Source organism: Salinicola lusitanus (genome assembly GCF_038648475.1).
Taxonomy (GTDB): domain Bacteria; phylum Pseudomonadota; class Gammaproteobacteria; order Pseudomonadales; family Halomonadaceae; genus Salinicola; species Salinicola lusitanus.
The window spans coordinates 1,743,239-1,765,920 of sequence record NZ_CP151919.1 but is presented as its reverse complement, the minus strand read 5'-3'; the positions used below and the strand labels follow the sequence as shown (position 1 = coordinate 1,765,920).

The following is a 22,682-nucleotide window of genomic DNA, read 5'->3' as shown; positions in this document are numbered from 1 at the left end:
GGAGTCAGGTTAGAATCGGACAGATCCGCTTGGCAGCGCCAAGACGTCTTCGATCTTCTGGGACATCGACATGTCCAATACCCGACTTCGGCTCGGCCGTACGCAGAGCGTGCCGATCTACCGGCAGCTCTACCAGCGCCTGCGCGAAGCGATGACAGACGGGCGCCTGCCACCCGGCAAACGGGTGCCTTCGGTACGCAGCCTCGCCAGTGAGCTGAACCTGTCGCGCGGCACGGTGGAGTTGGCGTATCAACTGCTCGTCAGCGAAGGGTATCTGCTGCCGCGAGGCCCGGCGGGCACGATCGTCTCGCCCCACTTGCCCGACGCCATGGGTCCGGCCCCGACACCGGATACGATGGCCGGGCAGGCGCCGGAGTCCGATCTCGAACCGCCGCAACCGTTCCAACTGGGGCTTCCGGCGCTGGACGCCTTCCCCCACAAGTTGTGGGCACGCCTGAGCCAGCGCCGACTCCGGGCCCAGACCAGCGCCGAACTCAACTACCCGCCGCCGACGGGCCACCCGGCGCTGAAGCGCGCACTGGTGAGCTACCTCGGCGTATCGAGAGGCATCGCCTGCCAGCCCGAACAGATCTTCATCACCGACAGCTATCGGGACACGCTTGGCCTGATCTGCCGGGCCCTGCTGACACCCGGTGACAGGGGATGGTTCGAAGAGCCGGGCTACGTGATGGCGCGGGAACGACTGCTGGGCGAGGGGATGCACCTGACCCCGGTGAGCGTCGACGGCGAAGGAGTGAATGTCGAAGCGGGGTACTCACGCGACGCCCAGGCCCGTTTCGCCGTCGTCACGCCCACGCATCAGAGCCCCACCGGGGTGACGATGACGCTGGCCCGCCGCCAGGCGTTGCTGGCATGGGCGAAGCGGGAAGCGGCCTGGATCATCGAGGATGACTACGACAGTGAGTACCGCTATCGCGGCCAGCCCGTCCCGGCACTGAAGAGTCTCGATGGCGACGAACGCGTGCTCTACACCGGCACGTTCAGCAAGGTGCTGTTTCCCGCCATCAAGCTGGCCTACCTGGTGGTTCCCCGTACTCAAATCGCGACCTTCCAGCGCGCGACGCGGGGTCTGGGTCATGGCTCCCCGACGTTGAACCAGGCGGTGGCGACGGATTTCATCGAAGAGGGCCATTTCGCCCGCCACCTCAAGCGGATGCGGGCGCTCTACCAGATGCGCCGTGAACACCTTCGACAGGCGCTCGAACACCATCTGGGCGACCGGATTCACATCGACCTACAAGCCGGCGGGATGCACCTGCTGGCTCGTCTTCCCGACGGCGCCGACGACGTGACCCTCGCGAGACAGGCGGCCAGCGCCGGGCTGGGTGGGCATGCACTGTCCGCCTGGTACCTGAGCGCGGCAAGACAGTCCGGGCTGTTGCTGAGCTTCACCAACGTCACCGATGCGGCCCATGCCGATGCCCTGGCCGCTCGACTGGCCGAACTCATGACGTGATGCGGCCCGGCGCCTCTTGCCATGGCCTAGAAATCGTCGCCGGTCTTGGCTCTGTGCGACCTCACGCCTGCACCTCATCCTGTCCCGGTATCTGGTTCGCATCTTCCCATGACCCACTACCCAGACAGGTGAACGACATGCAAGCCCGCGTGAATTACTACCAGACCTCTCCCAAGGCCGCGCAGAAGTACATCGATTTCAACATGGCACTGTCGCAGAGCGAGGTGATCAAGGAGATCAAGCATCTGGTGACGCTGCGAGCGTCTCAGCTCAACGGCTGCGCCTTCTGCGTCGACATGCACGTCAAGGAGGCGAAGATCGATGGCGAGCGCGAATTGCGCCTGCACCACGTTGCGCTGTGGCGGGAATCGACGCTGTTCACCCCCCGCGAACGGGCCGCCCTGGCCTGGACGGAAACCTTGACCCGACTGCCCGAGCATGGGGTCGATGATGGCGCCTACGACAACGTGCGCAGCCACTTCTCCGAGGCGGAGCTCTCGGACCTGACCTTCCTGATCGTCGCCATCAACGGCTGGAATCGTCTCAGCATCGCTTTCCAGGCCATTCCCGGCTCAGCCGACAAGGCCTTCGGGCTGGACAAGGCAGGGCTGTGATCGGACGCTACCGGACCCGGCACCGAGTGCGCTGCGGGGTCAATGCACCACGTTGCGGATGAAGCGCAGCGTGCCACGCCCATCGTTGCGATAGCGATAGGGCTGGTTACTCGGATAGACATGGAAGTCGCCGGCGGGGATGACGATGTCTCCCGCCGCCAGCTCCAGCGTCAGCACACCTTCGATCACCACCAGCATCTCGTGCCAGCCGTTGTCGTCGGCCGCCGACTCGTAGATATCTCCCGGTGCGAGCGACCAGGACCACAGCTCGACCTCCTGGCGGGCCGGCTTGCTCGCCAGCAGCCGCGCCCGGCTCTCCGGCGAGCGGCCGACCCAGGCCACCTCGTCGATGCGCGCCGAGTCTTCGCTGTCCGGCGGCTGGACCAGCGCGTAGAACAGCACGCCCAGCGCTTCGGCCAGGCGATCCAGCATTCCCAGACTGACGTTGACGTCGCCCTTCTCGATGTTGACCAGCATGCGCCGACTGACACCGGCCCGCTCGGCCAGTGCCTGCTGGCTCAGTGAGACCGCCTGGCGCAGGCGCCTGACATTGGCGGCCACGTGCACCAGTACGTCGGGGCGCTCGTTAGAGTTGTGCAATATATTGCCCATCCGTACAATCGCGACTCTCGTCCCATGCCGCTCATCGCCAAGGCGATAGACGGTCACGTTTTGGCGAGCCATCATGCCGCAGACCTCGGGAGGTGTCATGTCAGTCGCCATGCGCGAATTCTTCGCCAGAATCTGGCCGGTGGCCATGCTGATCGTGGCGATGTGCTCGATCCAGAGCGGCGCCTCCGTCGCCCAGTCGCTGTTCCCGGTCATCGGCGCCACCGGCACCACCTCGATTCGCCTGATCCTCGCCGCCCTGCTGCTGCTGCTCGTCATGCGACCCTGGCGCCGGCCGCTGAGCCGTCGCGCCTGGAAATCGACGCTCATCTACGGCGTCTCGCTGGGCGTCATGAATCTCCTCTTCTACCAGGCCTTGCGGACCGTGCCGCTGGGTATCGCGGTGGCGCTGGAGTTCACCGGGCCGCTGGCGGTGGCGATGCTCTCGTCGCGGCGCTGGCTAGATCTGCTCTGGGTAGCCCTCGCGGTACTCGGTCTGATCTGCCTGCTGCTGCTGGGCGATGGCGGCAGCGGCCCGATCGACCCCTACGGCGCGGCCTGCGCCCTCGGCGCCGGCGTCTGCTGGGCACTCTATATCCTGTTCGGGCAGAAGGCGGGGGCGATCAATGGCGCCCAGAGCGCCACCCTCGGTATCACCATCGCCGCGGTGGTCATCGCCCCGGTAGGGTTGCTCGACGCGGGTACGGCCATCTTCGCGCCGGAGGTGCTGCCGTACGCCCTGGCAGTGGCGATACTCTCCACCGCGCTGCCCTACACCCTGGAGATGATCGCCATGCCGCGACTGCCGACCCAGACCTTCGGTACCCTGATGAGCCTCGAGCCCGCCGTGGGCGCGCTCTCCGGCCTGCTGTTCCTGGGCCAGCTGCTGGGTACGCTGCAGTGGTTGGCGATCGGACTGGTGATTGCCGCCTCGATCGGCACCACGCTGACGATCCGGCGCCGCGATACCTTCGAGGCGCCAGTGCCGGATTGAACGCGCCCGCGTTCCTGCGGCGAGGCCCGGACTGCACGAACGTTCCAGACCCCGGCGTCCCTTTCTGGCATGCTGCCAGGATCGAACCGGCGTAGCGCATCGATGGGCAGCCGGACGGGAGGCAGCATGACATCCACGAACTGGATCGATCTGCGACAGGACCGCGATACCGGCATCGAGACGATCCGTGCCCACTTCGAGGGCCACGCCTACGATCCCCACTGGCACGACAGTTATCTGATCGGCTTCACCGAGCAGGGCGTACAGCAGTTCCACTGCCGCCGCGTTCGTCACGACAGCACACCCGGCCACCTGTTCTTCGTCGAGCCCGGCGAGATTCACGACGGCCATGCGCCGGCCGAGGGCGGTTTCACCTACGCCATGCTCTACCTCGACCCCGACTGGCTGCAGCGTGAGCTGCGCCAGTTTGCGACCGCCGGCACCGTTGCCGGCGAACCGGGCTTCGCCTCGACGCTGGTCGACGACACCCCATTGATCGCGAGCACCGCCCGCGCCTTCACGACCCTGCGTCAGTCGACGTCGCGGCTCGAACGCGACGACGCTCTCGATGCCCTGCTCCAGGGCCTGGTGCCACACCTGGGCTGGCGCCGACGTCCGTTGACGGATCCGCGCCTGCCGCGCGCCGCCCGTCGGGCGCAGGAACTGCTGCATGCGAACTATGCCGAGGATATCGGCCTGCAGACCCTGGCCGAGCAGTGCGGCGTCGACCGGTTCCGGCTCACCCGCGCCTTCAAGTCGGCCTTCGGCCTGGCACCTCATGCCTATCTGGTGCAGTTGCGCCTGAGCCTCGCCCGCCAGCGGCTCGCTGCCGGCGAATCGCCCGCCTCGGTTGCCAGCCAGCTCGGTTTCGCCGATCAGAGCCATCTGGGACGCTGGTTCCGGCGTGCCTACGGTCTGACGCCGGCGAGCTATCGCCAGCGCTGCGGCCGGGGCGGTTGAATCGGCCTGGGGCTTCGGTAGGCGCCGGTTGCGGGGCGCTGTTGAAGCGGCTTCGGAGCAACGCTGGGGCGCGGCTGCTCAAACCTTCCAGACCCTGGGTGACAACGGCGCGATAGTGACGGCTCCATGCTATTTCCGGAGTCGATCATGTCCGCCTGGTTACCGTTCACCCTGTTCGCCTTCGTCGCCTCGATCACGCCGGGGCCGACCAACCTGCTGATACTCGCGCAGGGCTCGCGCCGGGGCTGGAAAAGCGCCCTCCCCGCCGTTTTCGGTGCCAGCCTGGCGGCGGCGGCGATCGTGCTGGCGGTGGGCCTGGGGCTATCGCAGACGCTACTGGCCTACCCCCTCGTGCGTCGACTGATGGCGGCGATCGGCGTGGCCTGGTTGAGCTGGCTGGCGTGGCGGCTCTTTCGCAGCCCGCCACCGGAAGTCGAGGCCGGAGACGAGATATCCGCCGCACCGGCATTCGGGGCGCGCCAGGCCGCCGGCTTGCAGTTGATCAATCCCAAGACCTGGATGATGGCGCTGTCGGTCGTCGGTGTCTTCGCCGGCCCGGCCTCCCGCGCACTGGATATCGCTCTGCTGGCCCTGACGTTCGGTGTCGTGGCCCTGCCCTGCCTGGCGCTCTGGGGGCTGGTGGGTAGCGGTGTCGCCAGGCTGTTCCGGCACCCGTATCAGTGGCAGTGGTTCAATCGCGTGCTGGCACTGCTGCTGCTGACGGTGGCGTGGTGGAGTCTACTGATCACGGGCTGACCACCTGCCGGCGTCGCGGCGTCAGCCCTCGCTGCCGAGTCGCCGGCGGAGCCCCCGAACCTCTGCGCGAAGCGCCTCGCAACGCGCTTCCAGGGCCTGTCGCGTGGCGGGATCGGGTAGCGCTTCGAGATTGGCCCCGGCCCCGATCACCAACGCCTCCAGCGCCGCGCCGAGCATGGTGGCGCCGGCCAGCGTGTCGCTGCGCATCGCCGGCGAGGTCAGCGGCAGCGCCTCGAGCGCCAGCACCAACCCCTCCCGGCATCGCTCGGCGGCGGCCAGCGGAATCCGGATCGACGCCTCACGAGCCTCATCTAGGGCCGAATCGCACGGATCCGATTCGGCGGCATCATCGTGCGATCGCCGTTGCGCCTGTAGATAGTCGTCGAATGCCGCGGCGTCATCGTCGACGGCCTCGGCCAGTGCCTGCTGCAGCGCGTCTCCTTCGGAGATCAGACGCTGGCGATGCGGATCGGTTTCCCCCCGATGCAAGCGCACGCCCTTGAGGATCAATGCCAGGCCCAGGCAGCCGTTCAACGCCGCGGCAGCACCGCAACCCGGCGTGGACCGCGTTTCGACGGCGTGCTGGAAATCGGCGAGCGAGGCGTGCCAGAGCGAGGATGAGGTCGACATGAAAGCTCCCGGAGAGGATCGATGTCTCAGCATAGACGCCGCCACGGAAAGCGTGGCAAATCAAGGGCGCGATACGGCCGAAAGGGGGGCATCGGGAGGTATGGGTAGGAAAAACGGGGGGAGCACCATGGCGAAGCGGCCGCAGATCGTTTCAGGCCGCTTGGCGATGGCGCCCTCCCTCGGGCGACCGCCCTTTGCGGGAGTAGCTGCCCTTGCCTTTCTTCGGTTTCTGTTGCTGCTGTCGGAATCGGGGCGAGCGCAGTGTCGCCTTTAGCGCGTTGTCCCGAATGGGGTGTGATGCCATTTGACCTCCAGGTTCGTTCGACTTCACGGATGGGGGGCATAGCCTAGGGCCTCAGCCAAGCGCTTGGAACCCCAGAATCCGAGGCTCGCGCCTGGTCTCACGAAAAAGCCGGCTCCGTCGCGGCCGCACGGATGGTGTGAATAGGCCTAGGCAGTGTCGGCAAGCTTTCAAGCGACGCGAGCCACCAGATGCTCGTAGAGCACGGTACAACCGATTCCGATCAGGACCAGCCCTCCCACGATTTCGGCCCGCTTGCCGATCAGCGATCCGATCGCGCGACCCAGCATGATGCCGACGGTGACCATTAGCATCGTCGCCAGGCCGATCGCCGCCGCCGCCACGACGATGTTCACATCGGTAAAGGCCAGCGTCACGCCGACGGCCATGGCGTCAATGCTGGTGGCCAGCGCCGTGAGCGCAAGCAGCCAGCCCGATTTGCGCTCCGGTGCGCTGCCGTCGTCCGCCTCGACCGGGACCGGCTTGAACCCTTCCCAGATCATGTGGGCACCGAGCGCCCCCAACAGCACGAAGGCGATCCAGTGGTCCCATTCGGACACGAACCGCGTGGCGGCCAAGCCGATAGCCCAGCCGATGACCGGCGTGATCGCCTCGACCGTTCCGAAAATGGCACCGATGCGCAGTGCCTCGGGGAACCGGGTGCGCCGGAGAGCCGCACCCTTGCCGACCGAAGCAGCGAAGGCATCGGTCGACATGGCGAAAGCGAGTATGAACAGGGATGCAGGATTCATTGTCCGTTCCAGCCGGTGGTGTTGCCACGACATTCGCCGTACCCGACTCGTACCGCGGATGCCCATGGTCTCGCCAACCGGTCTCGGCGTTCGTGCCACGGCATTGCCGGGTGTGTTGACACGGACATCACGACCAGCAAGGTGCAGTCGTGATCGGCTACTCCCCAAGGAGGTCTCAGACTATAGCCACGAAAACGAAGAACGGCAATAAATGATTGAATTTAAAGGGAAAAATTCACCTCGGTTAATTCATGTCGTTGACGTTAATCAAGTTAACGCCGGTTGGACTTTGATGACGAGGTTACGGGCCGGTACGGCAAGATTGGCAGCGATCGTGACGAACCGCAGCGTAGTGGTGACACTGCGAGATCAAGTCGGAATGCGTCATTCCCGATGACGCCATGATGCGACACGGGGATGGAAAAATGCTCGCGCTGCAAACCGTTCATGCAGACATAATTCAGATGAAACTAATTCAGAAATAACTCAAAACAAGAGCATGAAAAAACCCGACGAAAAAGGTGTGCACTTTAATGCACGTTGACCATCGGGCGGCATCGAGTCACTGAAATGAAGAAGAGTGCCACCATGGATTGAAACGCTCATTTCAACGTAACGAGGGGTAATAAATGCATACCAGGAATCGATTGAACGGCCATTCAATATAGATCTTTTTCTTTATAATCAAAATCTTGCTTCAAACAATATGGCTTTCCTTCCGTTACTCTACAGCAACGCAAAACATCAAAGTTTTACTTCCAAGCCGTCGCATTGTCATTCGCAGCCAGTAGTCTGAATTGCGTTGGATCGCGTTCCCAAAGTTTGGTCGATATCGAGAACCCGGTCCGGCACCTCTTCAAACCGCTGGAATGGCGGACCTTGAATTTCACGCTACCAGGAGAAATACCATGGCTACGCCCGCAATCGATCCGTCAACTTCGAATGACAGCGCAGACTCTTCCATCGATCAATTGAAGGCCGTGTTTGATCAGGCGATCGAGAAATCCGCTGAAATCACCAAGGTCACGACCGAGAAGAAGACCATGCTCGATGCGACCAAGCAGCGTCCGCAGAACTGATGCGGAGAAGTCGCGGGCGAAACCACGCCGCCCGCGACGCTCTTCCCAACCACGGCAGTGCGTCCGGGACGCATCGGACATAGCGACGATGGAGAATGCTGGATTTTCTGGAGTTTCCTTGGCTGTCCGCCTCGACGAATCCGGTACGGACAGCCAAGGAATTTCTTCCCGCATCGTACGACACTAGCGAGTCAAGCGCATGAACACCGTCACCTCCCCCATGGCGTCGGCAGGCGAAGTCGTTGCGACGCTCACGGTCACCGCTGGACTGCATCACGGCGCGACGATGGATCTCGGCGAGCCAACCTGTCGGATTGGCAGCGACGAAGCCGCCGATATTCTGCTGGGCGACCCCGGCGTGGCACCCGAGCACCTGGTACTGCGGTTCCACGGACGCCAGCTGGCGGTCGAAGCGATCGGCGGCGATATCGTCTTCAACGGTCGCGTCGTGCACCAGGGGACCGGCCAGCGCGGCGAGCTTCCGGCCGAGTTGCGCTTCGAGGGCGTGTCACTGACGCTGTCGCGTCCCTCCGCGCCCTCGATGATCCCGGCACTCCCCAAGCTCCCGGCCCTGCCACCACGCTGGCGAACCTCGCTCAATAGAGGCGCCACGTTCACCGCGCTGGTGGCGACGCTCGGCGTGCTGGCGGTCTACGAATTCATCGACGTCAATCAGGCTGGCGCCAATATCGGCGGTTACTCGACGGTCTCCCTCGATCCCCAGGCGCTCGACGGAGCGCATCGGCTGACCACGGAGAGCCGCCCGGGCCCGGCGGAAGCGCTACGTCGCCAGCTCTCGGACGCAGGCCTCGACTCGCTGAGCGTCGTCGATCACGGCGGTTACCTGAGCGTATCCGGCCAGTACGCGGCGGCGCAGGGCGCGGCCTGGGACCAGACCCAGCGCTGGTTCGATCAGCATTACGGCGGCCATCAGGTGCTGCTCAACGACGTCAAGGCCCGGCAGGATGCCGCACCACCCGACCTGAAGCTGCAGGCCGTGTGGCTGGGCGACAGCCCCTATGTCATCGACGGCCGCGGGAAGCGACTCTATCCCGGCGCCGCGCTCGAATCCGGATGGGTGATATCCGCGATTCAGCCGGACCGCATCACGCTGAGCCGCGGCGACGACCAGTTCGCGCTGACGCTCTGAATGAGAGACCGCGCTGACGAGGCCGTCGTGTCATGAAGATCACCGGTCGCCAGGTCGAACCAGACCGCTATCGCTCCTCGGGCACGGGTCCGGCGCCTGTCCGTCCCGTCGAGACACCCGCCGGGCGGGACGACGATTTCATCCGCGCGATCGGTCACGCCCGGGCTCGCGGCGCCGGCCAACCGGCGCTGGCCGCACGCCTGGACGCGTTCGAGCGACCCGAGGCCAGCGACGCCCGCAGCTACGCCAACGCCCGTAGCATCGAACTGCTCCAGCACGTGATCGAAGGCGTGCTGCCGACGTTGGATGCGGACGACGACATCGTCGGGATGGCGAAGAAAGTCATCGGCGAGGAGCTCGAGTGGCGCCAGGCCTGGGAGGCGCGCATGAGCGACACCATGGCACCGCAGGCAGACGCTGCTCCCGGTGGTGACGATGCCCACGACGAGGAGCCGTCATGACAGAGACCAACGATCGCGATGCGGCCGACCTGCTGCACTTGATGGGCCACCTCTACCTCAAGAGCGGCCAGACCCAGCGGGGGCTGGTGCTGCTGCTGATCGCCACCCGCATGGCGCCGGAGCATACCGGCATCCTGCGCGCGCTGTGTCGCGGATTTCTGACCCACGGCAACGGCGGGCGTGCCCTCAATGTCATCGAGCGCCTGGAGGCCGCGGGCCAGGGCGATGCCACGCTGCTCCTGCTGCGCAGCCGTGCCGAATGGCTGAACGGCGACCGGGACGCCGCGCGACGCCACTTTCGACGCTACCTGGAACACCGACAGCAAGCCGATGCATCACGGGAGCGGGCATGACATGAACCAGCTTCTCGGTCGACTCAATATCCTCGCCCGCCGCGCCTCCCAGCGCAGCGACGTGATCATCGCGGTCTTCATGGTGCTGGCCGTGGTGATGATGATCATCCCGTTGCCCACCGCCCTGGTCGACGCGCTGATCGGGGTCAACATCGGTTTCAGCCTGCTGATCCTGATCGTGGCGTTCTATATCTCGCACCCGGTGGAGTTCTCCTCGCTGCCGCCGATCATTCTGCTGGCGACGCTGTTCCGGCTGGCGCTGTCGATCACCACCACCCGCCTGATCCTGCTCGACGCCGATGCCGGCCAGATCGTCGACGCCTTCGGCAACTTCGTCATCGCCGGGGAGGTGGTCATCGGCATGGTGGTGTTCCTGATCATCACCGTGGCCCAGTTCCTGGTGATCACCAAGGGCTCGGAGCGGGTCGCCGAAGTCGCGGCGCGTTTCACGCTCGACGCCATGCCCGGCAAGCAGATGAGCATCGACAACGAGATGCGCAACGGCGATATCGACCACGTCGAGGCACGCCGCCGACGTTCGCTGCTGGAGAGCGAGAGCCAGCTCTACGGGGCCATGGATGGCGCCATGAAATTCGTCAAGGGCGACGCCATTGCCGGGCTGGTGATCCTGTTCGTCAACCTGATCGGCGGCCTGCTGATCGGGATGCTCGAGCACGGCATGCCGTTCGGCGAAGCCGTCGAGACCTACTCCCTGCTCACCGTCGGCGACGGCCTGATCGCCCAGATCCCGGCGCTACTGATCTCCATCGGCGCCGGCACCGTGGTCACCCGGGTCAGTTCCGACAACGCCAGCGACCTGGGCAGCGAGATCGTCGGCCAGCTCGGCAGCAACGCCAAGGCGCTGGGCCTGACCGCCGCCGTGCTGTTCTGCGCGGCCTTCATCCCGGGCTTCGCCACCGGCGTGTTCCTGGCGATCTCGGCGCTGCTGGGGAGCGCCGCCTTCCTGCTACGCCGACGCCACCTGCGTGAACAGGCCGAAGCGGAAACGGCCGATGCCGAGACCACGCCGAGCGCTGGCGAGTCTTCGCCGCGCCAGGACGACGCCCCCGCCGAGGCCGCTACCCCCGGCCGCCTGGCCGCCGACGATCCGGGCCAGCATCGCGTCATGCTGTGCCTGAGCGCGACCCTCGCGGACTCCCTGTCGCTGGACCTGCTGCGAGAGGGCGTCCAGGCGGTCCGGGAGCGCGTCGAGCGCGACCTGGGGATCGCCGTTCCCAGCGTCGGGCTGCGTCTCGAACCGGCGCTCGGCGCGCAGCGCTTCGCCATCGAGCTGGACGAAGTCCCCGTGCTCAACGGCGAACTGCCGGCCGCCAGCGTGCTGCTGGACGACGACGCCGGCACGCTGGCGCTACTCGAGCTCTCCGCACAGACAGAGCCCGCACTGGTCGGCCGCGGCCATTGGCAGTGGCTGCCGGACTCGGCGAGCAGCACGCTCGACGAGGCGGGAATGCGCTATCGCACACCGGACCAGGTGCTGGAACGCTGCCTGGAACGCACGCTGACGCGCTACGCCGGTGATTTCGTCGGCATTCAGGAAGCTCGCTCGCTGCTGTCGCGGATGGAAACGGATTATGCCGAGCTGGTCACCGAGGCGGTTCGCGTCGTCTCGCTGCAGAAGATGGCGGAAATCCTGCGCCGTCTGGTCAGCGAGGGAGTACCGGTCCGCGCCATGCGTACCATTCTCGAAGCGATGGTGACCTGGGGGCCGCAGGAGTCCAGCAGCGCGCGGCTAGCCGACCGCATTCGCGTCGCCATGGCACGTCAGATCTGTCATCGCCATGCCCGCAGCGATCGGGTCCTGCCGGCCTGGGTCGCCACCCGACCGCTGGAGGAAGCGCTACGGGCCGCCCAGCGCCACGCCGAGGCCCAGTCCCTGCGCATCGGGCTGCCAGCCCCCCTCTCCCGGGCCCTCAATGGCTGGTTCCAGCAACAGCTGGACGCGCTGGATACCGACCTGCGACCGGTGATCGTGATCGCCGGGGACGTGCGCGCGTCACTGCAGCAGTGGCTCAAACAGCAGGAGATCGACATGGCCGTCCTGGCCTGGCCGGAGGTCGCACCGGAATTCAGCCTGCAGGCGATCGCCCAGGTGCGCCTGCCGAAGCCCGCACCGCGACGCGAGACCGAGGCGCAGACCAAGTCGTAACATGATGACAATAAACGATTTCCAAGGTATGAGTAGAGACCCCGCGGCCAGCGGGACTTTGCGACAAGGGATCCGATGACAACAGCAATGGACAACGCTCGTGGCATAGTGGCAGGCCACTTCATGAGGGGCGCTAGCCACACCTCTCTGCTCGCCCCCTTCTACTTGGCACTCCAGCTGGTGATGGCACTGCTGATGACCGTGCCGTTCGCGCATGCCGATGTCGCCGTCGACAGCGCCGGCGAGACACTGGCGCTGGAGACTGGCCAGGGACGCATTCTGCGCTTCGACCGACAGGTCGCCTCGGTATTCGTGGCCAACCCCGCCATCGCCGATGTGCAGGTGGTCTCCCCCGGGGTGATCTACCTGTTCGGCAAGCAGGCCGGCGATACCAACCTGATCGCCCTCGGCGCCGACGACGAGAGCCAGGCCTCGCTGCGGCTGCAGGTCCGCGACGGTGACGCCAGGGCGAGCCAGGCGCTTCGCGGCATCGACGGCGACAGTCAGGTCAGTCTGCACATGGCCGGCAACCAGTTGGTGGCCGAGGGCCGCAACGCGACGGTGGCCAGCGCCATGGCCACGCAGTCGGCCCTCGATGCCGAGGCGCCCGCCGATGGCGGTCTCAATCGCTCGAGCTACGACGGCGCCAACCAGATCAATATTCGGGTGCGCTTTGCCGAGGTCGCCCGCGACGAACTGCTCAGCTACGGCGTCAGCTGGAATGCGCTGATCAACAACGGCTCGTTCTCGTTCGGCGTGCTGACCAGCAATATCGCCAGCTCCCCGGGCAGCGAGGGCGTCGACGGCCTGCTCCAGGCGCTGCAGCAGAACAACCTGTTGCAGATACTCGCCGAACCCAACATCACCACGGTCTCGGGTCAGACCGCCAGCTTCCTCGCCGGCGGCGAGATTCCGATTCCCGTACCGGTCAACAGCGACCTGGTGGGGATCGACTACAAGCAGTTCGGGGTCTCCCTGCTGAGCACCCCGACCCTGCTGCCCAACGGCCGCATCTCGATGGAGGTGCGCCCCGAGGTCAGCAGTCTCTCCAGCGACAACGTTCAGATCGCCGGTTACGACGTGCCGTCGCTGCAGGTGCGACGCGCCGACACCGTGGTCGAAGTGGGTAGCGGCCAGACCTTCGCCATTGCCGGGCTGTTCCAGCGCCAGGCCTCCAACGAGATCGAGCGCATCCCGGTGCTGGGCGACATTCCGATCCTGGGCCAACTGTTCCGGTCGCGCCGTTTCCAGCGCAACGAGACCGAGCTGGTGATCCTGATCACCCCCTACCTGGTCCGCCCCTCCTCGTCCCCGACGCCGAGAACGCCACTGGACCAGGCCCAGATCAGCCGCGGCACCCGGCTTGGCGACGATCCGGCACAGCACGCCAGGTCGGCGGGCGTCGACGATCCTTTCGGGTTCTATCTGCGATGAGCGAGGAGACCGCCGTGATGTCACCCAACCCGCTCGCCACGACGCGCGCGATCCGCCATTTCGCCCCGCTGCTGATGCTGACGCTACTGGCCGGCTGCCAGTCGTCGATGGGGCCGATGAGCTGGACCAGCGGCTACCGACAGGTGGCACTGGCCGCTCCGGGGATCGAAGAAGCCGCACCGGGCGGTCGGATGGCGACCCTGCCCAACCTGTGCCAGACGGAACCGGACGCCGAGGGTCTGGTGACGCTCCCCCCGGGTTGCGCCAACGATCTGAATCTCCAGCTGATGGTGGCCAATCCCCAGGACCTGATCCGCGGGCGGGAGATGGGGCCGCCGATGGCGGGCCCCATCGCCAACGCCGCCCGCGAGCGGCTCGACGATCGCGGCCGCGCCAACGAGCGGCGTGCGATGCTGGAAGGCGAGGCGCGCAGTGCCATGGGCGACACCGCGACGACCGATGGCCTGTGACGGGCCGGTGGGCGCCGGCGCGAGTTCACTCGCGCGCAGCGGAAGCCTGGGCCATGCCGAGGGCCTGGGCGCGCGCGGCAGCGCTGGGCAGCGCGGCAATGCGCTCGGCGCTGGCGATCAACGACTCGCGCCGCGACGCCGGCAGGTCGGGGATCTCGACACGACGGGCTTCTTCGCGCTGCCCGCCCAGTACCAGTACCAGAATGAGGTTGCGGTAATGGCGCGCTTCGGCCAGGGGAGAGTCGACGACCCGACGCATGCCGGCGATGGCCTTGGCGTCATCGCCGGCCAGGGACTCGGCCAGCGCCAGATTGGCCTGGACGTCGAGATCCCGCGGTTCGAGCCGCGCGGCCCTGGCAAAGGCCTCGACCGACCGACCGGGATGCCCCGCCAGCGCCTGCGCGGCGCCCAGACGGCTCCAGGCAGCCACGCTGTCGAGCTCGGGGGCGGCCCGCGACAGGCTGCGCAGCGCCCCTTGGGGCTCGCCCAACCGCAGCTGCGCCGTGCCCAGGCCCAGCAGCGCCGGGGCCAGCTCGAGATCATCGGCCAGTGCCTGCCGAAAGGCTTGGGCCGCGGCCTCGGGCTCTCCGGCGGCCAGGCGCGCATTGCCCAGGCGAATCAGCAGCTCGGCGGACGGTTCCCCCTGCTCCAGCGCACGTTCGTACATGGCCGCCGCCGTGGCGTGGTCGCCACGCTGGTCGACATCGTCGGCCAGCTTGAGCAGCCGGCCCTCCCGGGTATCGGACGGCGTCGCCGCGCACGCGGAGAGGGCGAATCCGACGGCGACGACCGCCGCCCATGTCACACCCTTGCGGCGGACCGTCGCCGCGCGGGTCGAGACCATTCGAGAAACCGTAGAAGATGACTTCATCCGTGAATCAGTCCAGAGGCTCGGGGAGTGGAGGAACAGCGTACCGGAGAACCGGCAGCTTGGGGCAGCGTGGCATGTCAATGAATGGTGACAGTCGTTTACACAGGGCAAGCGAAAGCCACAAAAAGACATACAACCGGCCACCAAACCGTCATCGCGATCTTGCTAGGGTTATCGGAGCGTCCGCGGCGGTGGCCCTCATGGGCCTTCGCCGCCGGGGAGCCCGGTGGCGATCCTTGGCCGTCATCGCCCTGATGCTCGGGTTGGCGGGCAACGGTGCCTTCGCAGCCGACGCTCCCTGGGCAGGCCGAAGCTACCGCTACGTGGTGATCGATCAGAAAGTCCGCGACGTGCTGCAGGAGTTCGGGCGCAACCTGTCGCTGCCGGTCGAGGTCAGCAGCGCGGTGAAAGGTGAGGTCCGCGGCGATATCCACGCCGAGACCGCCCAGGCCTTTCTGGAACAGGTCTGCCGGGCGAACGGGCTGGCGTGGTTCTTCGATGGCTATGTGCTCCACGTCGCCGCACGCGAGGAGTTGGGTCGTCGAAGCTTCGATCTCGACGGGGTCGATGTGTCGCGCTTGAGCGCCGAGATTGAAGCGACGAGGATCGGCTCGCCATTGAGTGCCGATTTCCAGGACGGCCGCCACCGGCTCGAGGCGATGGGCCCGCCCGCCTGGCTGACGGAGGTGGCGCAGCGGGTGGAGGATTCGAGGCGGACGCCGGCGCCCTCGGCACCCGGTGAGGTCAGGGTCTTCCGAGGCAGCGTGGCGCAACCGGCCGTAGCGCAGTAGTCGTATGCGGCAGGCAGGACAACGAGGCAGGAACGAGCGGGCCGTCACTCCAAGGCGACCGCTCATCAATGACCGTTCCCGAACGCGCTCTCTCGAAGAACGGTACGACGACTCACCGACGGCTCGACGCCGATCGGTCAATGCCAAACCGAAGGAGACGACACATGGCTATCGATGCCGTAGGCAATGCCAGCGCGACTGGTGAATCCACCCCCGACTCCCAGGCCTTCGACGACGCCGTCGACAACGCCAAGTTCCAGGAAGCGATGTCCGAGGGCATGGTCCAGGTCGGTGGGCAGTTGATCCTGATGCCGATGATGAAGGAGATGCTCAGCGAAGCCATGTCGGGCGGCGAAGAGTAGCCAGGCCTCCAAGCCCGAATCCCGCGAGGTGACGAGGGACGACGACCGGTTGGCGACACGTCGCGATGGCCGGTCGCCGTCGTTGGAATCGACACCGGCCCGCCATGGGCCCGAACACGAGGTGAATGATGACTCCCGTGACACCACCGGGGGCGGGGGTGCCGATGACGACACCCGCGCCGACCCCATCGGAGACGAGCGCCAAGACGCTGGCATCGCAGAACCTGTTCGAGCACATGGCCGGCCAGGCCGGCGCCGCGCCCCCTGGTGCGAGCCCCGGCGAGCTGGGCTCGAACCTGATCAACAATCTCGACGGCTTCGTCGACCGGGTCAACAGCTTCGCGCAGCAGGCCAAGGTTCCCGATGCCCAGGCTCCCGATCGCTTCGCCAAGGTGACCACCCAGGAAGTCTCGCCGGCGCCGGATGCCGGCGACAGGCCCACCGCCATCGGCGACGACAAGATGGCGAAAGTCGTCGACTCGCTGAGCCAGGTCTTCGACCACTCCATCGAGACCACCATGGTGGTGCGAGGTGCCACTCAGGTATCGGGCTCGGCCAATACCCTACTGAAAGGTCAATGACACTTGGCGCCTCTCGATCGACGCTTCAGCCCTTCACGGCCAATCCGGAAACGCTACCGACGCCCGCTGCACTGGCTTGCGCTGCTGTTGATGGCCCTGCTGCTGCAGGCCTGCGACACCGACCTCTATACCCAGCTCGACGAGCGCGAGGCCAATGTCATCGTGGCGACCCTGGCACGCAACGGCATCCCCGCCAGTCGCCATGCCGAGGATGAGGGCCGGATGCGCGTCACCGTCGACGAGAGCCGCTTTGCCGAAGCGGTCGACGTGCTCGATCGCGCCGGTCTGCCGGAACGCAAGTTCGCCAATCTCGGCGAGGTCTTCCAGGGTAACGGCCTGGTGTCGTCACCGGTCCAGGAGCGCGCCCAGATGATCTACGCGCTGAGCCAGGAACTCTCCCACACGGTATCCCAGATCGACGGTGTGCTGTCGGCGCGGGTCCACGTGGTGCTGCCTGACAACGACCTGCTGCAGCAGAACAGCACGCCCTCCTCGGCCTCGGTCTTCGTGCGCTACATTCCTTCGCTGGAGATCGCCCCGCTGATCCCGCAGATCAAGACCCTGGTGGCCAACGGTATCGCCGGCCTCTCCTACGACAAGGTCTCGGTGGTGCCGGTGGTCTCGTCCCTGCCCGAGGAGACACGCTCGGCCCCTCAGCCGGCCATGAGCTCGTTTCTCGGCATCGCGATGCCGGCCACCAGCGTGGCGCGTGCCGGCTGGCTGTTCGGGCTGCTGAGCGTGGCGATTCTCGCCCTCGGCATCGCGGTCGGCTGGCTGGTCTGGCGCCAGCGCCGCCAACGCCCCTACGACCTGGCGACCCCGTCATGACGGCAGCGCCATCCCCCGAGCTGCCGGTGCGAATCGATCCGGCCAACTGGGCCGGCACCCTGGACGGCATCGCCAGCGACGAGACGCTGCACCGCTGGTGCCGCCAGCCACGGTTCCAGCATCGACTGGTCGAACGGCTCCGGCGCCGCCACCACCTCCCCGCCCAGGCCGAACTGCCGCCGAGAGATCCCATCGACCAGACGCTTTGCCTGCTCGACGGTGAGTCGCTGACACACTGCGCCCGCGCGGCGGGCATCATCTTCCATGCCGGAGCCCTGGTCCGCGAGATCCGGGCGCCCCGGGTCGCGGCCGTCAAACAGCGCTTCGGTGCCGAGCTCTACGCCTTGGCACTGGCCAAGCGGGAGCATGGCCAGACCGAGGAGAGCGAGGTGCGCGATCTCGACGCCTTCGAGGCGGAGGTCGAGCGGGATGGCAGACGCTGTCTGCTGGCCTGGGCCGACGCCCAGCCCGCCGCGCTGCGCGCCTGGTTGCAATTGGGCTGGTATGGCAGGCTGGCGCGCGACGACGCCGAGGCGAACGACGGCGCCATGGAGATCGCACGCCTGGCCGCCGCCGAGCGACTTGCCGCCGAAACGGCGGCTGCCGCCCAGAATCAGCCTCAGCCCGCTGGGCCAGCAGCGCCGGATCGAGGGGGTGAGCGGCCATGAACTCACTGCCTCCCCGCCCCGGCAAGGTGATTTTGCGCGCCGAGGAAGCCGAGGCCTGGATCGATGGCTACGCCTTTCTGGAGCGGGCGCGCCGACAAGCGGCCGATCAGGATCGGGTGCTTCGTGACGCCCGTGACGAGGCTCACGCCGAGGGCTTCGAGGCCGGGCGCCGCGCAGGCGAGATCCAGGCCGCCCGGCTGCTGGCGACCACCCGGGATGATGTGGCTCGCTATCTGGAGCGCCTCGAACCGGCGCTGGCAGAGCTTGCACTGGACCTGGTCCGGCGTCTGCTCGGCGAGTTCGACGAGGCCGAGCTGGTCGCCCGCTGCGTTCGCCAGGCGCTGCGCGAGTGGCGCCAGGAGCACCGGATCCGCATCCGCGTGGCCCCATCGCTGGAGGCGCGAGTGGCGACGCTGCTCTCGGCGGATCCAGCCGTCACGCAAGACTATGAGGTCGAAGCCGATCCCCAACTGGGGCCGCAACAGTGCCTGCTGGTGACCCCGGTCGCGGTGATGGACATCGGTGTGGATTCGCAACTCGACGTTCTCCGCCAGGCGCTGCTCGACGCCCCGGTGGACGGCCAGGAGCCGGCATGAGTCGACCTGACCCGGACCGGGCCACGGTCGCACTCGACGCGCTGCTGCCGAGGCTCGGCCAACGCCTGGCCCGGACGGAGACGCGCCGGGTCAACGGCCGGGTGCGCCGCATCCGCGGCCTGCTGATTCACGCCAGCATCGAGGGCGTCAGCATCGGCGAACTCTGCTATCTGCGCGACCCGGTCAGCGGACGTCGCGTCGCCGCCGAGGTGATCGGTTTCGAGGAAGAGGATGCGATCCTCTCGCCCATCGGCGAACTTCACGGACTCTCCACGCGCAGCGAAGTGATCGCCACCGGGCGCGCTCAGGGCGTGGCGGTCGGCGAAGCGCTGTTGGGCCGGGTCATCAGTCCGCTGGGAGAGTGGCTGGACGCTGCGGCGACGCCGCCCGGCGACGCCTCGAATCCGGCGCCTCCGCTGCGCGAATATCCCGTGCACGCCGAGCCGCCCGCGCCGCTGCGCCGCCAGCTGATCGAACAGCCGCTGGCGCTCGGCGTGCGTGCCATCGATGCGCTCAACACCGTGGCGAGAGGCCAGCGTGTCGGCCTGTTCGGCGAACCCGGCGTGGGCAAATCCTCACTGCTCTCGGCCATCGTCAAGGGCAGCAGCGCCGAGGTGGTGGTGCTCGGCCTGGTCGGCGAGCGCGGCCGCGAAGTGCGCGAACTGCTCGACGTGCAACTGGACGCCGACGCGCGTCGCCGCACCGTCTGTGTCGTCTCCACCTCGGACCGCCCCGCCATCGAGCGCGCCCGCGCGGCGCTGGTCGCCACCGGCGTGGCGGAGTATTTCCGCGACCAGGGCCGGGACGTGCTGCTGCTGGTCGACAGCCTCACCCGATTTGCCCGTGCCCAGCGCGAGATCGGCCTGGCCGCGGGCGAACCGCCGACCCGACGCGGCTACCCGCCATCGCTGTTCGCCGCCCTGCCCCGGCTGCTCGAACGCGCCGGCCCGGGCGATGCCGCCAGCGGCACCATCACCGCCATCTACACGGTGCTGACCGAGGGAGACGGCACCCTGGACCCGGTAGCGGAGGAGACCCGCGCCGTCCTCGACGGACACATCGTATTGAGCGCCGAGCTCGCCCGGCGTGACCATTTTCCGGCGATCGATGTGCTGGCCAGTCGCAGCCGGCTGATGGAGAACGTCGCCGACGACGAGCATCGCCGCGACGCGGCCAAGGTCCGCGAGCTGATGGCGCGCTATCGGGACGTCGAGCTGCTGCTCCAGGTGGGCGAATATCGCGAGGGCAGCGACGCCGCCACCGACGAAGCGATACGCAAGCACGCCGAGATCGAGGCCTTCCTGCGCCAGTCCCGGGACGATCGCAGCGATTTCGCGGAGACGCTGAAACGGCTGAAGGAGATCGCCCAATGACCTCGTTGCACCCACTCGAGCGCCTGATCCAGCTGCGGCGTCATCGTACCCGCCGAGCCGAGGAGGCGCTGACGACAAGCCAGCGCCGCTGTCGCGAACTGGATGCCCGGCATCAGGCACTTGAGGTCTCTCTCGACCAGCACCAGCGCGCTTCCAGACGTCGCGAGCAGGCGCTCTTCGACGATAGCGCGCAGCAGCCGATGGGTGCCGAGGCCATGGCGGCGTGGCAACAGACGCTGGCCGACGATGCCGGACGACAGGAATCGCTGCTCCAGCAGCGGCGAACGCTGGCGCGGGAGCGCCGGACCGCCGATGCCGAGCGCGACGAGCGGGCCGCCGAATGGGCGAGATGTCGGCGCGCCGAGCAGGCCCTGGACCGCCTGCAGGCCGATCGTTCCCGCGCGCTGGCGGTCGACGCCGAGCGGCTGGCGGAGCTGGAGATGGAAGAGATGCGACCGCCGCAGGGAGCGCTGAGGTGACCCAACTGTCCACGACGCCACGCCGAGCTTCGGACCCGGCCTCAACGATCACGGCCGACGTTGCACCCGATGGCGCCACGCCGGGCCGGGCGACACCGTTGTCACTGGCATCGCTGCCAGCGATGGCAGCCGACCGTCTGGCGCTGCACAACGCGCTGCACGTTGCCCGCCGGCCGCTCGAATTCGACTGGCACGACCGCAAGGCCACGCTGCGCTTGCTGCCCGAGGACACCGCCATCGAGTCGGCCTGGTCGATCACCCTCGATCTCGGCGGGGAGCCCCTGACGCTGTCCGGCAGCGCAGCGGCGCTGGACCGACTCGGTCAGCATCCCGACCGCCGGCGAGACCTGCGCGAGGTCGATCGCGAACTGGCCGCCATGTGGCTGGAGGTGGTCTGGCTGGAGTGGCTGGAGCCGCTGGAGCACCGGCTGGGCATCGACATCCAGCTGCGGCCTGCGATGTCGGCAACCATGGAGAGCCCCGCACGTATCTGCATCGCTTTCGAGCTCGAGGGCGAATCGCACCCGCTCGCCCTCGACCTGCCGGTGGCCACCGCCGAGCGACTGCTGCCGACGCTCGACAGCGCCTTTCCGGCGCAACGCGTCCCGGCCGACGGCGTCACTGCTACCCTGCGAATCGAGAGCGGCGCCCAGACCCTGACGCTGGGCCAATGGCGCAACCTGCGCGCCGGCGACGTGGTCATGCTCGACGGCGCAACGGCCGACAGCGTCCGGCTGAATCTCGCCGACCGTTTCGGCTGCCGGGCTCGCCTCGGCGATACCGGGCTGCGTGCCGACGGGCCGCTCGCCGCGAGCTCCCTCGATCGAGCCCCGAGCTCCCCCTGTGAAGCCTCGAACCGTCCTTATGACGCCCAGAACCGTCCTTGTGAAGAGAGTGCCATGAGCGAACCCCCTGTGGATAAATCAACATCCCCCGAGCGATCCGGAACGGCCCAGGAGAGTTCGGCACCGACGCCGGAAGTACCGGACGTGGATAGTTCGCACCCGAGCCCTCTGGATTCGGTCGACCGGAACCTGGATGACCTCCCGGTGCAGTTGACCTGCGAACTGGGCCGGCTGGAGCTCTCGCTCGGCGAACTGCGCCAACTCGGCGAGGGTAGCGTGCTCCCGCTGGAGCGGCATCCCGAGCGGGCGGTCGACCTGATCGTCAACGGCCGGCGGATGGGACGTGGACGCCTGGTCGCCATCGGTGACGCAATCGGGGTGCAGGTCGAGAGGCTCGCGCTCGACGACGGGCGCGCCGGGGATGACTGAGTTTCAGCCCAACCTGATCGCGATCATCATCGTGGTCGCCACCATCGGCCTGGTGCCGCTGGCGGTGGTGACGATGACCGGCTTTCTCAAGATCTCGGTGGTGCTGTTCCTGATCCGCAACGCCCTCGGTGTGCAGCAGACGCCCCCCAACCTGGTGCTCTACGGCATCGCGCTGATCCTGACGGTCTATATCACCACGCCGTTGATCGGCGAGATGGCCCATGAGTTCGAGCAGCGCTCGGCGGGCCTGGCCAGCGTCGAGGAGATCAAGCAGACCGGCGAGGCCCTGCGCGGGCCACTACAGGCGTATCTGTCGCGCTACGCCAGTGAACACGAGCGGGCGTTCTTCATCGATGCCACCCGCACGCTATGGTCCGACGAAGCCCGCGAGGACCTCAAGAGCGATGACCTGATCGTGCTGATTCCCGCCTTCGTCAGCTCGGAACTGACCCGCGCCTTCGAGATCGGCTTTCTGCTCTATATCCCGTTTCTGATCATCGACCTGATCGTCTCCAACGTGCTGATGGCGATGGGCATGATGATGGTTTCACCCACCCTGATCTCGATTCCGCTGAAGATTTTCCTGTTCGTGGCGGTGGACGGCTGGTCGCGGCTGATGCACGGACTGATTCTGAGTTACGGAGGCGGCTAG

Annotated in this window: 27 protein-coding genes; 22 read left to right on the top strand and 5 right to left on the bottom strand. The window is 67.0% G+C overall.

All coding sequences use genetic code 11. The features are described 5' to 3' along the window. Positions 1 to 70: 70 nt before the first annotated feature. Positions 71 to 1,477: a PLP-dependent aminotransferase family protein gene (locus tag AAGT95_RS08165; RefSeq protein WP_342596146.1), complete on the top strand. Its 1,407-nt coding sequence runs from the start codon at positions 71 to 73 to the stop codon at positions 1,475 to 1,477. Between the two features lie 137 nt (positions 1,478 to 1,614). Then, the gene (locus AAGT95_RS08160; RefSeq protein WP_342596145.1) at positions 1,615 to 2,091 is read left to right on the top strand and encodes a carboxymuconolactone decarboxylase family protein; all 477 of its coding nucleotides are present in this window, start codon (positions 1,615 to 1,617) and stop codon (positions 2,089 to 2,091) included. A 39-nt stretch (positions 2,092 to 2,130) separates the two neighbouring features. Here AAGT95_RS08160 and AAGT95_RS08155 read toward each other — a convergent pair whose 3' ends face one another. Continuing rightward, positions 2,131 to 2,691 (bottom strand): XRE family transcriptional regulator, encoded by a 561-nt coding sequence (locus tag AAGT95_RS08155; RefSeq protein ID WP_342596144.1) that lies wholly within the window; start codon positions 2,689 to 2,691, stop codon positions 2,131 to 2,133. A 109-nt stretch (positions 2,692 to 2,800) separates the two neighbouring features. On the opposite strand from AAGT95_RS08155, the gene rhtA reads away from it, so the two are divergent. The 3 genes from rhtA to AAGT95_RS08140 all read left to right on the top strand — a co-directional run bounded on the left by rhtA (position 2,801) and on the right by AAGT95_RS08140 (position 5,410). Next, positions 2,801 to 3,694, top strand: a complete 894-nt coding sequence (rhtA, locus tag AAGT95_RS08150; RefSeq protein WP_232822117.1) for a threonine/homoserine exporter RhtA — start codon at positions 2,801 to 2,803, stop codon at positions 3,692 to 3,694. A 126-nt stretch (positions 3,695 to 3,820) separates the two neighbouring features. Further along, positions 3,821 to 4,654, top strand: coding sequence for an AraC family transcriptional regulator (locus AAGT95_RS08145; protein WP_342596143.1), 834 nt, complete (start codon positions 3,821 to 3,823; stop codon positions 4,652 to 4,654). Between the two features lie 147 nt (positions 4,655 to 4,801). Next, positions 4,802 to 5,410, top strand: a complete 609-nt coding sequence (locus AAGT95_RS08140) for a LysE family translocator (RefSeq protein WP_342596142.1) — start codon at positions 4,802 to 4,804, stop codon at positions 5,408 to 5,410. Between the two features lie 21 nt (positions 5,411 to 5,431). Here AAGT95_RS08140 and AAGT95_RS08135 read toward each other — a convergent pair whose 3' ends face one another. From AAGT95_RS08135 to mntP, 3 genes are all read right to left on the bottom strand, one after another. After that, positions 5,432 to 6,040, bottom strand: coding sequence for a cyclodeaminase/cyclohydrolase family protein (locus AAGT95_RS08135; RefSeq protein ID WP_342596141.1), 609 nt, complete (start codon positions 6,038 to 6,040; stop codon positions 5,432 to 5,434). A gap of 151 nt (positions 6,041 to 6,191) precedes the next feature. Further along, on the bottom strand, positions 6,192 to 6,344 hold the full coding sequence (gene arfA, locus AAGT95_RS08130) for an alternative ribosome rescue factor ArfA (protein WP_110707039.1): 153 nt from the start codon (positions 6,342 to 6,344) through the stop codon (positions 6,192 to 6,194). A gap of 167 nt (positions 6,345 to 6,511) precedes the next feature. After that, positions 6,512 to 7,093, bottom strand: a complete 582-nt coding sequence (gene mntP / locus AAGT95_RS08125) for a manganese efflux pump MntP (RefSeq protein ID WP_110597654.1) — start codon at positions 7,091 to 7,093, stop codon at positions 6,512 to 6,514. A 908-nt stretch (positions 7,094 to 8,001) separates the two neighbouring features. On the opposite strand from mntP, the gene AAGT95_RS08120 reads away from it, so the two are divergent. The 7 genes from AAGT95_RS08120 to AAGT95_RS08090 all read left to right on the top strand — a co-directional run bounded on the left by AAGT95_RS08120 (position 8,002) and on the right by AAGT95_RS08090 (position 14,207). Beyond that, positions 8,002 to 8,172, top strand: coding sequence for a hypothetical protein (locus tag AAGT95_RS08120; protein ID WP_167404610.1), 171 nt, complete (start codon positions 8,002 to 8,004; stop codon positions 8,170 to 8,172). A gap of 199 nt (positions 8,173 to 8,371) precedes the next feature. Beyond that, complete coding sequence (locus AAGT95_RS08115; protein ID WP_110597655.1) at positions 8,372 to 9,322, top strand: SctD/MshK family protein; 951 nt, start codon at positions 8,372 to 8,374, stop codon at positions 9,320 to 9,322. 32 nt (positions 9,323 to 9,354) lie between these two features. After that, entirely contained in the window at positions 9,355 to 9,783 is a 429-nt protein-coding gene (locus AAGT95_RS08110; protein WP_110597656.1) for a hypothetical protein, read from the top strand. After that, the gene (locus AAGT95_RS08105; RefSeq protein ID WP_110597657.1) at positions 9,780 to 10,136 is read left to right on the top strand and encodes a tetratricopeptide repeat protein; all 357 of its coding nucleotides are present in this window, start codon (positions 9,780 to 9,782) and stop codon (positions 10,134 to 10,136) included. The genes AAGT95_RS08110 and AAGT95_RS08105 overlap by 4 nt, the downstream gene beginning before the upstream one ends. 1 nt (position 10,137) lies before the next feature. Continuing rightward, entirely contained in the window at positions 10,138 to 12,303 is a 2,166-nt protein-coding gene (gene sctV, locus AAGT95_RS08100; RefSeq protein WP_110597658.1) for a type III secretion system export apparatus subunit SctV, read from the top strand. A gap of 123 nt (positions 12,304 to 12,426) precedes the next feature. Next, positions 12,427 to 13,737: a type II and III secretion system protein family protein gene (locus AAGT95_RS08095; protein WP_342596140.1), complete on the top strand. Its 1,311-nt coding sequence runs from the start codon at positions 12,427 to 12,429 to the stop codon at positions 13,735 to 13,737. 17 nt (positions 13,738 to 13,754) lie between these two features. After that, entirely contained in the window at positions 13,755 to 14,207 is a 453-nt protein-coding gene (locus tag AAGT95_RS08090) for a hypothetical protein (protein ID WP_342596139.1), read from the top strand. A 25-nt stretch (positions 14,208 to 14,232) separates the two neighbouring features. Here AAGT95_RS08090 and AAGT95_RS08085 read toward each other — a convergent pair whose 3' ends face one another. After that, a complete protein-coding gene (locus AAGT95_RS08085) occupies positions 14,233 to 15,078 on the bottom strand; it encodes a tetratricopeptide repeat protein (protein WP_342596138.1) in 846 nt (281 codons plus the stop codon). A 236-nt stretch (positions 15,079 to 15,314) separates the two neighbouring features. Between AAGT95_RS08085 and AAGT95_RS08080 the strand changes: the two genes are divergently transcribed. The 10 genes from AAGT95_RS08080 to sctR all read left to right on the top strand — a co-directional run bounded on the left by AAGT95_RS08080 (position 15,315) and on the right by sctR (position 22,682). Beyond that, complete coding sequence (locus AAGT95_RS08080; RefSeq protein ID WP_110597661.1) at positions 15,315 to 15,869, top strand: type III secretion protein; 555 nt, start codon at positions 15,315 to 15,317, stop codon at positions 15,867 to 15,869. Positions 15,870 to 16,033: 164 nt separating this feature from the next. Then, positions 16,034 to 16,231: a hypothetical protein gene (locus AAGT95_RS08075; RefSeq protein ID WP_110597662.1), complete on the top strand. Its 198-nt coding sequence runs from the start codon at positions 16,034 to 16,036 to the stop codon at positions 16,229 to 16,231. 125 nt (positions 16,232 to 16,356) lie between these two features. Further along, on the top strand, positions 16,357 to 16,812 hold the full coding sequence (locus tag AAGT95_RS08070) for a hypothetical protein (protein WP_342596137.1): 456 nt from the start codon (positions 16,357 to 16,359) through the stop codon (positions 16,810 to 16,812). Between the two features lie 3 nt (positions 16,813 to 16,815). Next, complete coding sequence (gene sctJ, locus AAGT95_RS08065; RefSeq protein WP_342596136.1) at positions 16,816 to 17,640, top strand: type III secretion system inner membrane ring lipoprotein SctJ; 825 nt, start codon at positions 16,816 to 16,818, stop codon at positions 17,638 to 17,640. Then, positions 17,637 to 18,308, top strand: coding sequence for a hypothetical protein (locus tag AAGT95_RS08060; protein WP_342596135.1), 672 nt, complete (start codon positions 17,637 to 17,639; stop codon positions 18,306 to 18,308). The genes sctJ and AAGT95_RS08060 overlap by 4 nt, the downstream gene beginning before the upstream one ends. Then, a complete protein-coding gene (gene sctL / locus AAGT95_RS08055; protein ID WP_342596134.1) occupies positions 18,305 to 18,904 on the top strand; it encodes a type III secretion system stator protein SctL in 600 nt (199 codons plus the stop codon). The genes AAGT95_RS08060 and sctL overlap by 4 nt, the downstream gene beginning before the upstream one ends. Then, entirely contained in the window at positions 18,901 to 20,277 is a 1,377-nt protein-coding gene (locus AAGT95_RS08050; protein WP_342596133.1) for a FliI/YscN family ATPase, read from the top strand. The genes sctL and AAGT95_RS08050 overlap by 4 nt, the downstream gene beginning before the upstream one ends. Next, positions 20,274 to 20,756, top strand: coding sequence for a type III secretion system stalk subunit SctO (gene sctO / locus AAGT95_RS08045; protein WP_342596132.1), 483 nt, complete (start codon positions 20,274 to 20,276; stop codon positions 20,754 to 20,756). Before AAGT95_RS08050 ends, sctO begins: the two co-directional genes overlap by 4 nt. Further along, positions 20,753 to 22,030, top strand: a complete 1,278-nt coding sequence (gene sctQ / locus AAGT95_RS08040) for a type III secretion system cytoplasmic ring protein SctQ (protein ID WP_342596131.1) — start codon at positions 20,753 to 20,755, stop codon at positions 22,028 to 22,030. Before sctO ends, sctQ begins: the two co-directional genes overlap by 4 nt. Further along, entirely contained in the window at positions 22,023 to 22,682 is a 660-nt protein-coding gene (sctR, locus tag AAGT95_RS08035) for a type III secretion system export apparatus subunit SctR (RefSeq protein WP_110597668.1), read from the top strand. Before sctQ ends, sctR begins: the two co-directional genes overlap by 8 nt.

Excerpts from the sequence above, each read along its gene's own strand:
- AAGT95_RS08165 (WP_342596146.1), top strand. The coding sequence starts at position 71 with ATGTCCAATACCCGACTTCGGCTCGGCCGTACGCAGAGCGTGCCGATC.
- AAGT95_RS08160 (WP_342596145.1), top strand. The coding sequence starts at position 1,615 with ATGCAAGCCCGCGTGAATTACTACCAGACCTCTCCCAAGGCCGCGCAG.
- rhtA (WP_232822117.1), top strand. The coding sequence starts at position 2,801 with ATGTCAGTCGCCATGCGCGAATTCTTCGCCAGAATCTGGCCGGTGGCC.
- AAGT95_RS08145 (WP_342596143.1), top strand. The coding sequence starts at position 3,821 with ATGACATCCACGAACTGGATCGATCTGCGACAGGACCGCGATACCGGC.
- AAGT95_RS08140 (WP_342596142.1), top strand. The coding sequence starts at position 4,802 with ATGTCCGCCTGGTTACCGTTCACCCTGTTCGCCTTCGTCGCCTCGATC.
- AAGT95_RS08135 (WP_342596141.1), bottom strand. The coding sequence starts at position 6,040 with ATGTCGACCTCATCCTCGCTCTGGCACGCCTCGCTCGCCGATTTCCAG.
- arfA (WP_110707039.1), bottom strand. The coding sequence starts at position 6,344 with ATGGCATCACACCCCATTCGGGACAACGCGCTAAAGGCGACACTGCGC.
- mntP (WP_110597654.1), bottom strand. The coding sequence starts at position 7,093 with ATGAATCCTGCATCCCTGTTCATACTCGCTTTCGCCATGTCGACCGAT.
- AAGT95_RS08120 (WP_167404610.1), top strand. The coding sequence starts at position 8,002 with ATGGCTACGCCCGCAATCGATCCGTCAACTTCGAATGACAGCGCAGAC.
- AAGT95_RS08115 (WP_110597655.1), top strand. The coding sequence starts at position 8,372 with ATGAACACCGTCACCTCCCCCATGGCGTCGGCAGGCGAAGTCGTTGCG.
- AAGT95_RS08110 (WP_110597656.1), top strand. The coding sequence starts at position 9,355 with ATGAAGATCACCGGTCGCCAGGTCGAACCAGACCGCTATCGCTCCTCG.
- AAGT95_RS08105 (WP_110597657.1), top strand. The coding sequence starts at position 9,780 with ATGACAGAGACCAACGATCGCGATGCGGCCGACCTGCTGCACTTGATG.
- sctV (WP_110597658.1), top strand. The coding sequence starts at position 10,138 with ATGAACCAGCTTCTCGGTCGACTCAATATCCTCGCCCGCCGCGCCTCC.
- AAGT95_RS08095 (WP_342596140.1), top strand. The coding sequence starts at position 12,427 with ATGAGGGGCGCTAGCCACACCTCTCTGCTCGCCCCCTTCTACTTGGCA.
- AAGT95_RS08090 (WP_342596139.1), top strand. The coding sequence starts at position 13,755 with ATGTCACCCAACCCGCTCGCCACGACGCGCGCGATCCGCCATTTCGCC.
- AAGT95_RS08085 (WP_342596138.1), bottom strand. The coding sequence starts at position 15,078 with ATGAAGTCATCTTCTACGGTTTCTCGAATGGTCTCGACCCGCGCGGCG.
- AAGT95_RS08075 (WP_110597662.1), top strand. The coding sequence starts at position 16,034 with ATGGCTATCGATGCCGTAGGCAATGCCAGCGCGACTGGTGAATCCACC.
- AAGT95_RS08070 (WP_342596137.1), top strand. The coding sequence starts at position 16,357 with ATGATGACTCCCGTGACACCACCGGGGGCGGGGGTGCCGATGACGACA.
- AAGT95_RS08060 (WP_342596135.1), top strand. The coding sequence starts at position 17,637 with ATGACGGCAGCGCCATCCCCCGAGCTGCCGGTGCGAATCGATCCGGCC.
- sctL (WP_342596134.1), top strand. The coding sequence starts at position 18,305 with ATGAACTCACTGCCTCCCCGCCCCGGCAAGGTGATTTTGCGCGCCGAG.
- AAGT95_RS08050 (WP_342596133.1), top strand. The coding sequence starts at position 18,901 with ATGAGTCGACCTGACCCGGACCGGGCCACGGTCGCACTCGACGCGCTG.
- sctO (WP_342596132.1), top strand. The coding sequence starts at position 20,274 with ATGACCTCGTTGCACCCACTCGAGCGCCTGATCCAGCTGCGGCGTCAT.
- sctR (WP_110597668.1), top strand. The coding sequence starts at position 22,023 with ATGACTGAGTTTCAGCCCAACCTGATCGCGATCATCATCGTGGTCGCC.